This is a genomic window from Pseudactinotalea sp. Z1748 (assembly GCF_049725185.1).
GTDB lineage: Bacteria > Actinomycetota > Actinomycetes > Actinomycetales > Beutenbergiaceae > CALKWS01.
The window spans coordinates 83,356-98,451 of sequence record NZ_JBMPQB010000009.1 but is presented as its reverse complement, the minus strand read 5'-3'; the positions used below and the strand labels follow the sequence as shown (position 1 = coordinate 98,451).

The following is a 15,096-nucleotide window of genomic DNA, read 5'->3' as shown; positions in this document are numbered from 1 at the left end:
CGTGAGCACTGGTGTCAGCGCGGAAAGCGAAGCAGGCGGCATGATGGTGGGCCGGTGGGTCAACGAGGAGCAACTCACCGGCCCGTGGCCCAGGAGGAGACGATGAGCACGACCGGTCGGCAACGCAGCCGGGGTAAGCAGTTGGCGATCGCGATCCCGGCTGCCCTGGTGGTGCTGGTGGCGGTGGTGCTGCTGGCCCGGTGGTTGCGGGGAATGGAGGGGGTGGAGTCCTTCATCGCCACGTACGGCGGTGATGCTCCCCAACCGGAGGCCGCTCCGGTGGGTATCCCGGCCTGGGTGGGCTGGCAGCACTTCCTGAACATGTTCCTGATCGTGCTGATCATCCGCACCGGGTGGTTGATCCGCACCACCCAGCGTCCCAAGGCGCACTGGACAGCGAAGAGGCCCGGGTTCCTGTGGGGTAAGCGCCCGCAGCGCATCAGCATGGACAAGTGGCTGCACGTGAGCCTGGATGTGCTCTGGGTCCTCAACGGCCTGGTGTTCGCGGTGCTGATCTTCGCCACCGGGCACTGGATGCGGATCGTGCCCACCAGCCTCGAGATCTTCCCCAACGCGCTGTCGGCCGGTCTGCAGTACCTGTCCCTGGATGTTCCCAGCCATAGTGGGTGGGCGGCCTATAACGGGCTGCAGGTGCTGGCCTACTTCATCACGGTGTTCATCGCTGCACCGCTGGCGGCGATCACCGGGGCGCGGATCTCGCCGGCGTGGAAGCCGGAGTGGCGCGCGAGCACACTGGTGCCGATCGAAGCTGCTCGCAAGGTTCACTTCGCCGTGATGGTGTACTTCGTGTTCTTCATCATCGTGCACGTCACGCTGGTGCTGACCACCGGCGTGCTGCAGAACCTCAACGTGATGTACGCCGCCCGCGACGAGGTCAGCTGGGTGGGCCTGGGCGTCTTCGCCGCCTCACTGGTGGTCACCATCATCGGCTGGGTCCTGGCCCGGCCGATGTTCCTCTCCCCGATCGCCTCCATGAGCGGCAAGGTCACCCGCTGAGGCCGATGGCAGACGACGTGGCGGGGCGCCCTGGCGCAGTGGCCGCACCCGGCCGCGGTCTGCCGTCGGGCGGCGCCTGCCCGGGCCCTGCGGTGGCGTGCGCACCGGAAGCGGGGCACGCGTGAGGAGGACGTGGCGCGGTGGTGCTGCCGGCACCGGGGTCCGGGCCGTCCTGGCGCCGAATCCAGGGCCGATGACGCTGGAGGGCACCAACACCTGGGTGCTCCGTCCGCCCGGTCCTGCGCCCGGGGGCGGTGCCGTCGTCGTCGACCCCGGGCCGGCCGGGGTGCCGCAGCACCTTGCTGCTGTGCACGAGGCGGCCGGGCCGGTGGCGCTGACGCTGCTGACCCACCATCACCGGGACCACACCGGCGCGGTCCCGGAGTGGAGGGCCCTGACCGGTTCAGCGGTACGCGGGGCCGACTCGGGCTCGCCGCTGCGGGAGGGGGAGCGGATCCAGGCTGCCGGGTGGAACCTGGAGGTGCTGGCCACCCCGGGCCACACGGCGGACTCGGTGTGCCTGCTGATCCCGGAGGAGGGGGTGGTGCTCAGCGGCGACACGGTGCTGGGCCGGGGGACGTCGGTGGTGCCCTGGCCCGAGGGTCACCTCGGTGACTACCTCGACTCCCTGACCCGGCTGATCGCGCTGGCGCGGGAGGGCGTGGTGCGCACGATCGCCCCCGGTCACGGCCCGGTGGTGACCGAGCCGCTGGACTTCCTCAACGCCTTGCTCGCGCACCGGTACGAGCGGTTGGACCAGGTCAGCGCCGCGGTGCGCGCCGGTGCCCGCACCGCGAGCGAGGTGGTCACGGCCGTCTACGGCGACCTCGGGGAGACCCTGGCCCGGGCGGCGACGGCCACGGTGCGCGCTCAGTTGGTGCACCTGGGCCACGACCCCGCCTGACGCGTAAGAGTGGGGTGGGTTAGCCGGCGGAGACGTCGGGTAGGCGGCGGGCCGCCAGCACGCCCCGGCGTCAGCGTTCCGCCGGCGAGTTACCGCTCCGTGCCCGTCGTCTCGAGCCGATCATTGAGTAGCGAGGCGATCGGGATCGCCGAGGTCGCCGCCGGCGAGGGTGCGTTACATAGATGGAGTTGACGCTGCGTGGAGCGAAACAGGAAGTCGTCCACGATCAACCCACTGCGTAGCAGTGCCTGGGCCCGGATCCCCGCCGGGTGTGGCTGGAGGTCGGTCAGCTCTATGCTCGGGCAGTACTTGCGGACCAGTTCTAGGTACCGGCGGCGGAAGAGGGAGTTACCCATCTCAGTGATGCCTGTGCGTGCGTACTTGGCTGCGAAGCGCCACATGCCCGGGAAGAATGCGTAACTAGCCACGTCGGCCAGTTGCACCGAACCCCGCCGGTAGCCTTCGCGGGCGAATCCCAGGACGGCGTTAGGGCCCACGGTTACCCGTCCGTCGATGGACGGGCTGAGGTGGATCCCCAGGAAGGGCAATGCCGGGTCCGGCACGGGGTAGATCAAGTGGCGTACGACGTCGGAGCGTCGCGAGGGCAACTGGTAGTACTCACCGCGGAAGGGCACGATCCGAAAATCCACGTCTAACCCGCCCATGCGGGCCAGCCGGTCGGCCTGCAAGCCGGCGCAGCCCACCAGGCGCTTGCCGCGGTACTCCCCGGTCTGAGTAGTGACGACGACGACGTCGGGTCGTTCAGCGATCTGCAGCACCTGGGTGCCGGTCACCACCCGGCCGCCCAATTCGATGATCTGGTCCGCCATGGCGCGTGCAACCTGAGTGAAGTCCACGACGCCGGTGGTCGGTGAGACCAGGGCAGCCAGGCCGCGGACGTTCGGCTCCATCTCGGCCAACCGGCTGCCTTCGATCTCCTCGAGTTCCAGGCCGTTGGCCTTCGCGCGTTGAGCCAGACTACGCATCCGGTCCACCTCAACTGGGGTAGTGGCGACCACGAGTTTGCCGATGGAGCGATAGTCGATGCCGCGCTCGTCGCAGAACCGGGTGGTGTGTTCCCTTCCGGCCTTGCACAGTCGCGCCTTGAGCGATCCCGGCGCGTAGTACAACCCGGCGTGGATCACCCCAGAGTTGTGCCCGGTCTGGGCGGTGGCGACGTCGTCGGCCTTCTCCAGCACGACGACGTCCGAGCCAGGACGACGCAGCAGTGCCTCTCGCGCCGTGGCCAGGCCAACGATCCCACCGCCGACGACGATCATGCTCGCAGTTTCGCCGTGGGTGGGAGATGACACCATGGGAAGGAGGCTACAGGCCCGGTCCGGACCTCGTTCCGTAGTTCTCGTGGACCATGACCGGAGCGAAGGCGGAGCCTCGAACGAAGCCGCACCCGGGCCAGGTTGATCGCAACAAGGACGTGCGGAGGTGACCGACGGCACTGAGAAAGGATGTATGCAAAGATGTCGCCGCGCATCTGCCTATGTGCTTCTTGCTCGCAACATGTATACAATTGTGGGTCTGGTGGCGTATCGTCAGCAGTATGCTTGCCAGCGAACGCGCCTACGTGCAGTTGCGCCAGGACATCATCTCCGGCCGTCTGCCGCCGGGCACCGCGCTGGGTGAGGTCGAGCAGGCCGGGCGGTTGGGCGTCTCACGCACACCGCTGCGCGAGGCCCTGAGACGACTGGGCGCCGAGGGGCTGTGCGTGGTCGGCAAGGGACGCACCTACACGGTCTCGGCCATCTCACCGCAGGACGTGCGGCACCTGTTCGAACTGCGCGAGGCGCTCGAGGCCCAGGCGGCGCGGCTGGCGGCGCTGCGGGGGGAGCCGGCGGTGTTCACCGCCCTGGCCGACCGCTTCGCTGAGGCCGCCGAACTGTTGTCACCGCAGGATCCCGAGCACGCCGGCTACTACCGGCTGGTCGCGGACCTGGACTCCGCTCTCGACGCGGCGATGCACAGCCCCGCGATCCAGCGGTCTCTTGTCTCCCTGCGGTCACAGGTGGCACGCGCTCGCCGGCTGTCCCGAGATGACCACCAGCGGCTGGTGCAGGCGGCGCAGGAACACCGGATGATCGCCGAGGCGATCGCCGCCGGCGACGGCACGCTGGCCGCACAAGCCACCGCCATTCACCTGCGCGCGAGCCTGGACAGCATCCTGATCGCCCTGGACAAGGAGGCCCCCGCGGCCACCAGCGCCTGACCTGCAGCACCGCTCGACCTCTAGCACCGCTCGATCTCAGCAGTGCCTGACCTGCAGCACCGCCTACGACCACCAGACCCCGCTCGACCACACCCCGCTCGACCACAGATGAGGAGCACCCCACATGAGTTCCGCGGACATGGTGACCCACGACGTCCGGGTCCACCCCAGTGCCGACGGGTTGGCCCGCGAGGACCAACTCGCCTGGAAGATCGCCCAGGTCGCCACCGACCCGGTGGAGGTGACCGAGGAGGTCACCGAGATAATCATCAACCGGGTCATCGACAACGCCGCCGTGGCCACCGCCTCGCTCACCCGCGACCCGGCCGTCGCCTCCCGCGCCCAGGCCCAGCGGCACCCCTACCGCCCTGGCGCTACGGTGTTCGGCCTAGAACCAACAGAGCGGGTGAGCCCCGAATGGGCAGCCTGGGCCAATGGCGTCGCCGTGCGCGAACTGGACTACCACGACACCTTCCTGGCCGCCGACTACTCCCACCCGGCCGACAACATCCCCGCGATCCTCGCCGTGGCCCAGCACCTGGCCGATTCCCGGGACCTCACCGGCCGAGAGTTGCTCCGCGGTATCGCTACTGGCTATGAGATCCAGGTGAACCTGGTGCGCGCGATCTGCTTGCATGAGCACAAGATCGACCACGTCGCCCACCTGGGCCCCTCGGCCGCCGCCGGTATCGGGACCCTGCTCGGCCTGGACAGCGAGACCATCTTCCAGGCGATCGGCCAGGCCCTGCACACCACCACCGCCACTCGGCAGTCCCGCAAGGGTCAGATCTCCACCTGGAAGGCCCACGCCCCCGCCTTCGCCGGAAAAATGGCAGTGGAAGCCGTGGACCGGGCCATGCGCGGACAGACCTCACCCGAACCGATCTATGAAGGTGAGGATGGCGTCATCGCCTGGATGCTGGACGGCCCGCAGGCGCACTACCGCGTCCCGTTGCCGGCCCCGGGCGCGCCGAAACTGGCGATCCTGGACACCTACACCAAGGAGCACTCCGCGGAGTACCAGTCCCAGGCGCTGATCGACCTGGCCCGCAAGATCCACCACGAGCACCCGCAGGTCCGCGATGCTGACAACGTGGAGTCGGTGGTCATTCATACCTCCCACCACACCCACTATGTGATCGGCTCCGGGGCGAACGACCCCGAGAAGTACGACCCGACCGCCTCCCGGGAAACCCTGGACCACTCCATCCCCTACATCTTCGCCGTCGCCCTGCAGGACGGTGCCTGGCACCACGCCCGTTCCTACGCCCCCGAGCGCGCCGCCCGCCCCGACACCGTCGCGCTGTGGCACAAGATCACCACCGCCGAGGACCCCGAGTGGACCCGTCGCTACCACTCCAAGGACCCTGATGAGAAGGCCTTCGGTGGCCGGGTGGAGATCACCCTGACCGACGGCTCGACGATCGTGGAGGAGATCGCCGTCGCCGATGCCCACCCCTACGGCGCCCGCCCCTTCGGCCGGGAGCAGTACGTGGCCAAGTTCCGCACCCTGGCCCAGGGTGTGCTGGACGACGACGAGATCGAGCGGTTCCTGGACGTCGCCGAGCGCTTGCCGCACCTGAGCGGACCGCAGTTGGGCGAGTTGACCATCACCGCTCCGGCCGGTCTGCTGGCCGGCGCGGGCGCTCCGGGCGGGATCTTCTGATGCTGCACGCTTCCACGCCGGCGCACGTCAAGCGCGCCCGGTTGCGCGAGCGGCTCGCCGGCGGCGACCTGCTCAGTTTCCCCGGTGCGTTCAACCCGCTGAGTGCCCAGCTCATCCAGGACAAGGGCTTCGACGGCGTCTACATCTCCGGGGCGGTGCTCTCGGCCGACCTGGGTCTGCCCGACATCGGGTTGACCACCCTGACCGAGGTCGCGGGCAGGTCCCAGCAGATCGCGCGGGTCACCGACCTGCCGGCGCTGGTGGATGCCGACACCGGTTTCGGCGAACCGATGAACGTGGCCCGTACCGTGCACGCCCTGGAGGACGCCGGGGTGGCGGGCCTGCACATCGAGGACCAGGTCAACCCCAAGCGGTGCGGGCACCTGGACGGCAAACAGGTGGTGGACGCCGCCACGGCCACCAAGCGGATCCGCGCCGCTGCCGATGCCCGCCGCGACGACAACCTGCTGATCATGGCTCGCACCGACATCCGCGCGGTCGAGGGCCTGCAGGCGGCCAAGGACCGGGCCAAGGCCCTGGTGGACGCCGGGGCCGATGCCATCTTCCCCGAGGCGATGCGTGACCTGGCCGAGTTCGAGGCGGTGCGCGCCGCCGTCGACGTCCCGGTGCTGGCGAACATGACCGAGTTCGGCAAGTCCGAACTGTTCACCCGTGACCAACTCGCCGGAGCCGGGATCGCCATCGTCATCTACCCTGTGTCGCTACTGCGGCTGGCCATGGGCGCGGCCGAACGGGGCCTGGAGACCCTGCAGGCCCACGGCACCCTGGCCGGCGTCGTGGATCAGATGCAGCATCGTGCCCGCCTGTACGAACTCATCGACTACGAGGCCTACAACGCGTTCGACGCCTCGGTCTTCACCTACACACCCGCCCCGACCCCCGGTACCTCCCCCACAGGCACGGCCCCCGGCGATGCCGGGGACGAGGCCACAACGAAGGAGTGAACATGAGCAACGAAGCCCCCGAGATCAAGAAGGGCCTGGCCGGCGTCTACGTCGACGAGACCGCCATCTCCAAGGTCAACCCGGACACGAACTCCCTGCTGTACCGGGGCTATCCGGTGCAGGAACTGGCCGAGCAGTGCAGTTTCGAGCAGGTCGCCTACCTGCTCTGGCACGGCGAGTTGCCCACCGATGATCAGTTGGCCGACTTCGAGCGCACCGAGCGCTCCCAGCGCGCCCTGGCCGACAACGTCCGGTCCGTGATCGACTCCATCCCGCACACCGCACACCCGATGGACGTGGTGCGCACCGCCGTCAGCGTCGTCGGTGCCAACGATCCCGACGCCGGGGACGACTCCGAAGCCGCCGACCTCACCAAGTCGGTGCGGCTGCTCGCCCAGTTGCCCGCCGTCGTCGCCTATGACCAGCGCCGTCGGCGCGGCGAGGACGTGGTGCCCCCGCGTGAGGACCTGGGGTACGCCGAGAACTTCCTGCAGATGACCTTCGGATCCGTGCCCGCCGACGTCGTCGTCGACGCCTTCCGGGTCTCCCTCATCCTGTACGCCGAGCACTCCTTCAACGCCTCCACGTTCACCGCCCGGGTGGTCACCTCCACCTTGAGTGACCTGTACTCGGCGGTGGTGGCCGCGATCGGTGCGCTCAAGGGTCCGCTGCACGGCGGTGCGAACGAGGCGGTGATGAACGTGTTCGACGAGATCGGCGAGGCGGACAACGCCGAGGCCTGGCTGGAGCAGGCCCTGGCCGAGAAGCGCAAGATCATGGGCTTCGGTCACCGCGTGTACAAGAAGGGCGACTCGCGCGTGCCGAGCATGAAGGCTGCCCTGGACAGCCTGGTGGCGCACTATGACCGTCCGGACATCGCCGCGATGTATGACAACCTCGAGGACGCGATGACCTCCCGCAAGGACATCAAGCCGAACCTGGACTACCCCTCCGGCCCGGCCTACCACCTGATGGGCTTCGACACCGAGATCTTCACCCCGTTGTTCGTGGCCTCCCGGATCACCGGCTGGACCGCCCACATCATGGAGCAGCGGGCCTCCAACGCGCTGATCCGCCCGCTCTCGGAGTACGTCGGCCCGGACGAGCGGCACCTGGCTTAGGTGGTATCCGGCGCAGGGCCGGGGCAGCGGGCGCACCCCCGCCGCCCCGGCCTTTCCGGGTTCACCCGACCGAGACCTCGGGCAGACGCCGGGCGGCGACCACCCCGAGCACGCCCAGGACCGCGAGGAACACCAGCGCCCAGTGCACCCCCAGCACCGACAGCGCCGAACTGAGTGCGCCGGCGATGAGCAGGATGATGCCCATCGCCGTGTTGGACACGGCCACGTACTTGGTGCGCTGGTCACCCTCGGCCATGTCCACCAGATACGTCTTGCGGCCCACCCGCACCCCGGTGTGGATGAGGGTCAGGGCGAAGTAGGAGCCCACGAACAGCACCGCGCCCCAGGCGCTGTCGCCGTCGAAACCGGGCAGCAGCGTGAGCACCACGATCAGCAGGAGCACCGCCGAGGCAACACCGGCACCCACAGCCATCAGCGTGCGGCTGCTGCGGTCGGCCAGGCGCCCGGCGACGGGCCCGCCGAGCAGTGCGGACAGGCCGGAGGCGATGACGAACCCGCCCAGGCCGCTGATCGCACCGGCGCCGCTCTGTGCCGCCAAACTCACCAGGAACGGTGGGCTGAGTGCCGAAACCAGCAACAAACTGCGCACGATGACGAACCGTCGGAAGGGCGCATCATCGCGCAACAATTGCACCGAGGCCCGCCACCACGGGGTCTCGGCCTCCTCCCTGGCCGCGCCGGGTCTGGTGTCCGGTTGCCGCGCGTGCGACTCGTCGTCGACCGGTTCCCGGATACCTGCGTAGACCACGGCGGTCAGCACCCACATCACGGCCCCGGCGCCGAGCAGCCACGCGATCTGGGTTGCCGACAGGTCCCCGCCGCCGATCGCGCGCAGCGCCACGCCCAGGGTGATCGCCACGACGCCCGCAGCCGTGGTGGACAGGCCGTTGATCTGCCCCCGCTGGCCCTTGGGCAGGGTGCGGCCCTGCACGTCCTTGGAGGACATCGAACCGAGTGAACGGCCGAAGGAGAACACCGCCAGGGCCGCCAGGATCGCCACACCGGCCCCCAGCCCGGACCCGGTCGCGGCCACCAACGCCATGGCCGCCACCGCCACGGCCTGGATGAGCGCGCCGGTGACGAACACCCAGACGCGCCGGCGCACCCGCAGCACCACCGGGGTCAATGCCGCTTGGGGCAACATCGACCCCGATTCCCGGATCGGCACCAGCAGCCCGGTCAGCGCCGGCGGCACACCCAGGGCCTGGAACAACCACGGCAGCACGGTGGAGGCATTGACGGTCTGATCCCCGCTGCTCTGCAACGCGTGCGCACCAACGAGTCGGACGGCGTTGTACGGGACGTCCCGGCGGACCTGCTCATCGAGGTTCGCCTCGGCCTGCACATCGCGCGTCATCACTGCCTCGTACAGGCGCCGGCTGATGCTCACGACCGCAGCCTACGGCGCCACCCGCGCCCCGCACCCCAAAGCCGGACTGGACGCGGCAAACAATGCCCAAGGGGCCCGGGGTGCACTGGCAATGATGCCTATGTCCGGCGCGCGGCAGGTGAACTAGCGTGAGCGGCACAGCAGGTGCCGGCGAAGGAGCGTAGGTGTGACCAGGATTTCGGTGCACGAGGTCATCAGCACGGTGCTTGATCCCGACACGTTCTCCTCGTGGGACACCCCGCCGGTCCAGCCCGATTACGGCCCGCAGTACGCCGCCCAACTAGCCCGGGCCACCCAGCGCAGCAGTGCCGACGAGGCGGTCGTCACCGGGGGTGCCCTCATCGGCGGGTACCGGGTCGCCGTCATCGTCGGCGACTTCGACTTCCTCGCCGGCTCCCTCGGTGCCGCGGCCAGCGAGCGGATCACACTGGCCTTCGAACGGGCAACCGCCGAGGGGTTGCCGGTGCTGGCCTCACCGATGTCCGGCGGCACCCGGATGCAGGAAGGCACCCCCGCGTTCCTGCACATGATCAAGATCAGCCAGGCCGTGCTGGCCCACCGCGCCGCCGGGCTGCCCTACCTGGTCTACCTGCGCGACCCCACCACCGGTGGCGCGCTGGCGTCGTGGGGGTCCCTGGGTCACCTGACCATCGCCCAGCCCGGGGCACTCGTGGGGCTCCTCGGTCCGCGGGTGCGGGAGATCATGCTCGGCGAACCGCTGCCCGAGGGGGTGCAACGGTCCGAGAGCCTGGCCCGCAAGGGTGTGATCGACGGGGTGGTGCCGCTGCGAGAACTGCGGACGACGGCGGTCAAGGCCCTGCGGGTGCTGACCTCGCCCCAGGAGCCGGTCGGGGAGCGGTTCGACGCGGAGGGGATCGCCACCGACCGGGCTCCGTGGGACTCGGTCCAGGCGACCCGCAATCCGGAGCGGCCCCGGCTGCACCACCTGCTGCACCACGCTGCGGAGGTGTTCATCCCGCTGCGCGGCACCGGGACCGGGGAGTCCGACGGGACGATCACGGTGGGCCTGGTCCGGTTCCCCGGGCTGTCCTGTGTGCTCATTGGCCAGGACCGGCGCCCCCGCCGGGACGCCTCGCTCAGCCCGGCGGCGCTGCGGGTGGCCCAACGCGGCTTCCACCTGGCCGAGGAGCTGGACCTGCCGCTGGTCACCGTGATCGACTCACCGGGCCCGGAGTTGACCACCGAGGCCGAGCACGGCGGGCTGGCCGGGGAGATCGCGCGTACGGTGGCGGCGCTGGCCACGGTGCGGGTGCCGGTGGTCTCCACGATCCTGGGCGAGGGAAACGGTGTGGCCGCCCTGGCCCTGCTGCCGGCCGATCGCACCGTGTGCGCCGAGAACGGCTGGGTGGCGCCGCTGCCGCCGGAGGGTGCCAGCGCGATCATCCACCGCACCGCGGACCGTGCTGCGGATATGGCGGCGGCGCACCGCATCCGGGCGGTGGACCTGCTCGAGATGGGTGCCGTCAACGAGATCGTGCCCGAGCGGCCCGACGCCGCAGAGGAACCTGCCGAGTTCTGCCGCCGGCTGATCGCCTCGGCCACGGCCCAGCTTGCTGAGCTTGTGGCGATGAAGACCGAGGAGCGCCTGCGGATTCGCCACGACCGCTACCGGTCGATGACGTAGCCCGGGTTGTTGCCGGTGGTGGCTGCGGTGCGTGGCGGCGGCGGCCAGACTACGCCCGGAGGGGGACGACTCGGCACCAAGTAATCGCAACAGAAATCGTTCGAACCCTTGATTCGAACGCGCGTTCGTAGTAGTGTTGGTTCATGGCGGTACACCCTCTCCCCAGCATCTCGCCCACCCAGGGCGTGCATGCGGCGCTGGATGAGTTGGCGCAGATGGATCCGGGTGGGCTGAGCGATGTGGGTCAGGCGCAGTTGCTGGTGGACCTCAAGCGGATCGAGTCGCGGGTGTGCGCGTACCGCCTCAAGGTGTTGGTGGCCGCGGAGAAGGCCAAGGCGGCCGAGCGGGCCGGGGATGCGGACACGGCATCGTGGGCGGCGAAGCGCACCAATGAAGATGGCCGCGAAACCAGCCGGCAGACGAGGTTGGCCACGCGGATCAAGGACCGCAGTTCGACGCAGAAGGCGCTGGACGGGGGAGAGATCTCCCAGGAGCACGCCGAGACGATTGTGGGCGCGGGAGAGAAACTCCCGGAGGATCTCAGCGCCGCGGAACGCAAGCGGGTCGAGGATGACCTGGTTGAGAAGGCCAAGACGATGCCGCCCTCGGTGTTGCGGCAACGGGCTCGCCGAGCGCTGGAAGCCATCGAGAGGCAGCGTGATGAGGTCGATGCTCACGAAGAGGGCCAGGTGGCCGATGAGGAGGAGCGGGCCCGGGCGCGCACCAGGGTGACCCTTCGGGATAACCAGGATGGAACGGTCACGGGCCACTTCACCGTTCCGGTGTTCCATGGGCACCTGTTGCGCAAGTTGCTTCAGACCATGACCGCGCCGCGCCGGGAGAACGGCAAGGAGCAAGGTGGCGCAGCCGGTGGAAGCGTTGAGGATTGCGGATCCGGCAGCGCAGCCGCGGTCGGGAGCGTGGCCGGTGCTGGCGGTGCTGGCGGTGCTGGCGGTGCTGGCGGTGCGGGTGGCGCGGGTGGCGCGGGTGGCGCGGGTAGGGCCGGAGGTGCGGGTGGCGCGGGTAGGGCCGGAAGTGTCGGGGCGGGTGCATCGGCGGAGGAGCCGGGCGATCTGGTCGGTCTGCCTGATCCGGGTCGGGTGGCCCAAGCCAGGCGGGCCGACTGGGCCCACGCCCACGGCCTGGCGCTGTGTGAGTTGATCGAGCACCTGCCCACCGATCACCTGAGCCCCAAGACCGCCGCGACGATCGTGGTCACCCTCGATGAAGAGGTGCTGCGCGGGCGGCTGGCAGCAGGCGGGTTGGACACCGGGGAGAAGATCTCCGCCGCCCAGGCGCGCCAACTGGCCTGCAACTCCGGGATGGTTCCGGTGGTGCTGGGTGGGAAGTCGGTACCGCTGGACCTGGGTCATAGCGCCCGGTTCTTCAGCGAATCCCAGCGCACCGCACTGTCGGTCCAGCACGCCGCCTGTGCTGCCGACGGCTGTCAACGACCGTATGCGTGGTGCGAGTTGCACCATCTGAAACCGTGGGCCGACGGCGGGCGCACCGATCTGGACCAGGCAGTGCCGCTATGCCACCGACATCATCGGCTCATCCACGATCATCGCTACCACCACACCCGCTCGCCAGGGGGCACGGTCACCTTCGCGATGCGCCAATAGGGCGCGGGCGTTGTGCAGGTGAGGTGTGGGATGCAGCCGGCGGTGCGGGAGATAAGTGTTGCGCGCGATCGATCCGGGACTGGCTGGAACAGACCCCGCCGCGCTGACCCGCACTGACCCGCGAGCGCACCGTGGCCGGGCGGGTGCTGGACGAACCCGGATCGCCCAGCGGGCGCGTAGGGAGGCGCCCGCGTGTGAGGTCGGCTAGGGCTGGGCGGAGCGTTGGTCCAGTTGGGCGATGAACGACTCGGCGGCGGCGAGTTGAGCCGCGAGTCCGTCACGCCGTGTGGCGGCCGCTTCCCGGAGGGCGACGAGCTGGCTCGTGAGCTCGGCGCGGCGGGAGGCGGTGGGCTCAGTGTCGAGTTCGGCGATCAGGTCGAGGACTTCGCGCATCTCCTCCAGGCTGTACTCCAGCGGCTTCATCTTCTTGATGAGTTCGAACTTGGAGACGTCGCTGTCGGTATAGAGCCGGAAGCCGCCTTCGGTCCTACTGGAGGGAGTGACCAGACCGACTTCGCCGTAGTGACGAATGGTGCGCTGGGACAGGCCGGTGCGTTCAGATACCTCCCCGATCTGCATGTGCGCAGCCATAGCCCTCCTTCTCCGGTGGCCAAACTCTACCGGCTGGTTCTCCCGCACTACCGGGTCGAGCGAAGGCGACGGCAGCACCGTCGACGGCCTGCACGCCGAGGGCGAGGAACGTCACACAAACTCTACCCTCTCGTTAGGGTAGAGTTTCCGGCGGACTGCGCAGGTGCCGTCGATGATGCCCAGCACCTGGGCGCCTCGACGCTCAACGGCGCGCCGTGATCGTGACCATTGGCGAGTACCGCCGCTGAACCCCCGGAGTCTCTTTGTCCACCCCTGCTGCTGCCCAGCCCGACCGCCGGAGCGCCCCGCGTCCGCCCCGGCGTACGCCGATGCAGCGCCGCAAGGCGCGCACCGAGGACGTCACCTCGGTGATCGGTACGCTGCGCAGTCCGCGCAGGTTGCGCACCGAGGTGCTGGCCGGGCTGGTGGTGGCCCTGGCACTGATTCCGGAGGCGATCAGTTTCTCCATCATCGCCGGGGTGGACCCGCGGGTGGGGTTGTTCGCCTCCTTCACGATGGCGGTGTCCATCGCCTTCCTGGGCGGCCGGCCGGCGATGATCTCGGCGGCCACCGGAGCGATCGCGCTGGTGATCGCCCCGGTGATGCGCGAGCACGGCATGGACTACCTGATCGCCACGGTGATCATGGCCGGGATCATCCAAGTGCTCTTCGCGGTGCTCGGGGTGGCCAGGTTGATGCGCTTCATCCCGCGCAGCGTGATGATCGGGTTCGTCAACGCCCTGGCGATCCTGATCTTAATGGCGCAACTTCCGTACCTGACCGGGGTGAGTTGGCTGGTCTACGTGATGGTGGCCGCGGGCATCGCGATCATGGTGTTCCTGCCCAAAGTCACCGCCGTGGTTCCGGCGCCGCTGGTGGCGATCGTGGTGCTGACCACCGTCACCGTCGCCTTCGCGTTCGCGGTCCCGAAGGTGGGCGATCAGGGGGAGTTGCCCGATTCGCTGCCGTCGTTGTTCCTGCCCGATGTGCCCTTGAACCTGGAGACCTTGCAGATCATCGGCCCGTTCGCGGTCGCGATGGCGCTGGTGGGGGTGATGGAATCGTTGATGACGGCCAAGTTGGTCGATGACGTGACCGACACCCACTCCAACAAGACCCGGGAGACCTGGGGGCAGGGCGCGGCGAACATCATCACGGGCTTCTTCGGCGGCATGGGCGGGTGCGCGATGATCGGCCAGACCATGATCAATGTGAAGGCCTCCCGGGCCCGCACGCGCATCTCCACCTTCCTGGCCGGGGTCTTCCTGCTCATCCTGGTGGTGGGCTTCGGCGACGTCATCGGGCAGATCCCGATGGCGGCCCTGGTGGCCGTGATGATCATGGTCTCGGTCGCGACATTCGACTGGCATTCCATCCGGCTCAACACGCTGCGACGGATGCCCAAGAGCGAAACCGCCGTGATGCTCACGACCGTGGTGGTCACGGTGGCCACGCACAACCTGGCCTACGGGGTGCTGGCCGGGGTGGTGGTGGCCGCGGTGATGTTCGTCAACCGGGTGGCCCACTTCACCGAGGTCATCGAAGTGGACCGCCCCGATGAGGACACCCGCGTCTACGCCGTCATCGGCGAGTTGCTCTGGGCCTCCTCCAACGACCTGATCTACCAGTTCGACTACACCGGGGACCCCAAGAACGTCGTCATCGACCTATCCCAGTCCCACATCTGGGACGCCTCCACCGTGGCCACCCTCGACGCCATCACCACCAAGTACGCCGACAAGGGCAAAACGGTCACCATCACCGGGCTGAACGAAGCCAGCTCCGAACGCCACGCCCGGCTGGCAGGGCACCTGAACAACGGCCACTAGGTTCAGCCGACCGCCGCAGCACCACCGCTGGAGACCTCCGTGCCCGGGGCACGGGCCAGGCGGCCGCGGCCAACGGGCATGCGCCGTAGACCGTGGCACTC

12 protein-coding genes are annotated in these 15,096 nt (G+C 69.1%); 9 read left to right on the top strand and 3 right to left on the bottom strand.

What is annotated here, in order from left to right:
• The first annotated feature begins 102 nt into the window (after positions 1 to 102).
• Together ACO0LU_RS16825 and ACO0LU_RS16820 are read left to right on the top strand one after the other, a co-directional pair.
• Entirely contained in the window at positions 103 to 1,017 is a 915-nt protein-coding gene (locus ACO0LU_RS16825; RefSeq protein WP_424792499.1) for a cytochrome b/b6 domain-containing protein, read from the top strand.
• Between the two features lie 121 nt (positions 1,018 to 1,138).
• The gene (locus tag ACO0LU_RS16820; RefSeq protein WP_424792498.1) at positions 1,139 to 1,921 is read left to right on the top strand and encodes an MBL fold metallo-hydrolase; all 783 of its coding nucleotides are present in this window, start codon (positions 1,139 to 1,141) and stop codon (positions 1,919 to 1,921) included.
• Positions 1,922 to 2,010: 89 nt separating this feature from the next.
• Here the strand turns inward: ACO0LU_RS16820 and lhgO are convergent, their stop codons facing one another.
• The gene (gene lhgO / locus ACO0LU_RS16815; RefSeq protein WP_424792497.1) at positions 2,011 to 3,237 is read right to left on the bottom strand and encodes an L-2-hydroxyglutarate oxidase; all 1,227 of its coding nucleotides are present in this window, start codon (positions 3,235 to 3,237) and stop codon (positions 2,011 to 2,013) included.
• A gap of 242 nt (positions 3,238 to 3,479) precedes the next feature.
• Here lhgO and ACO0LU_RS16810 point away from each other — a divergent pair, with 242 nt between their 5' ends.
• From ACO0LU_RS16810 to ACO0LU_RS16795, 4 genes are all read left to right on the top strand, one after another.
• Positions 3,480 to 4,142, top strand: coding sequence for a GntR family transcriptional regulator (locus tag ACO0LU_RS16810; RefSeq protein ID WP_424792496.1), 663 nt, complete (start codon positions 3,480 to 3,482; stop codon positions 4,140 to 4,142).
• Between the two features lie 139 nt (positions 4,143 to 4,281).
• Positions 4,282 to 5,808: an MmgE/PrpD family protein gene (locus tag ACO0LU_RS16805; protein ID WP_424792550.1), complete on the top strand. Its 1,527-nt coding sequence runs from the start codon at positions 4,282 to 4,284 to the stop codon at positions 5,806 to 5,808.
• A complete protein-coding gene (gene prpB, locus ACO0LU_RS16800) occupies positions 5,808 to 6,773 on the top strand; it encodes a methylisocitrate lyase (RefSeq protein WP_424792495.1) in 966 nt (321 codons plus the stop codon). The genes ACO0LU_RS16805 and prpB overlap by 1 nt, the downstream gene beginning before the upstream one ends.
• Positions 6,774 to 6,775: 2 nt before the next feature.
• Positions 6,776 to 7,894: a bifunctional 2-methylcitrate synthase/citrate synthase gene (locus ACO0LU_RS16795; RefSeq protein ID WP_424792494.1), complete on the top strand. Its 1,119-nt coding sequence runs from the start codon at positions 6,776 to 6,778 to the stop codon at positions 7,892 to 7,894.
• A 61-nt stretch (positions 7,895 to 7,955) separates the two neighbouring features.
• Here the strand turns inward: ACO0LU_RS16795 and ACO0LU_RS16790 are convergent, their stop codons facing one another.
• The gene (locus ACO0LU_RS16790) at positions 7,956 to 9,305 is read right to left on the bottom strand and encodes an MFS transporter (RefSeq protein ID WP_424792493.1); all 1,350 of its coding nucleotides are present in this window, start codon (positions 9,303 to 9,305) and stop codon (positions 7,956 to 7,958) included.
• Between the two features lie 166 nt (positions 9,306 to 9,471).
• Between ACO0LU_RS16790 and ACO0LU_RS16785 the strand changes: the two genes are divergently transcribed.
• The gene (locus ACO0LU_RS16785) at positions 9,472 to 10,950 is read left to right on the top strand and encodes a carboxyl transferase domain-containing protein (RefSeq protein WP_424792492.1); all 1,479 of its coding nucleotides are present in this window, start codon (positions 9,472 to 9,474) and stop codon (positions 10,948 to 10,950) included.
• Positions 10,951 to 11,093: 143 nt separating this feature from the next.
• The gene (locus ACO0LU_RS16780) at positions 11,094 to 12,575 is read left to right on the top strand and encodes a DUF222 domain-containing protein (protein ID WP_424792491.1); all 1,482 of its coding nucleotides are present in this window, start codon (positions 11,094 to 11,096) and stop codon (positions 12,573 to 12,575) included.
• Between the two features lie 204 nt (positions 12,576 to 12,779).
• Here ACO0LU_RS16780 and ACO0LU_RS16775 read toward each other — a convergent pair whose 3' ends face one another.
• Positions 12,780 to 13,166 carry a MerR family transcriptional regulator gene (locus ACO0LU_RS16775; RefSeq protein ID WP_424792490.1) on the bottom strand — a complete coding sequence of 129 codons (387 nt, stop codon included), beginning with the start codon at positions 13,164 to 13,166 and terminating at the stop codon, positions 12,780 to 12,782.
• Positions 13,167 to 13,495: 329 nt separating this feature from the next.
• Between ACO0LU_RS16775 and ACO0LU_RS16770 the strand changes: the two genes are divergently transcribed.
• A complete protein-coding gene (locus tag ACO0LU_RS16770; protein ID WP_424792489.1) occupies positions 13,496 to 14,995 on the top strand; it encodes a SulP family inorganic anion transporter in 1,500 nt (499 codons plus the stop codon).
• Positions 14,996 to 15,096 lie beyond the last annotated feature (101 nt).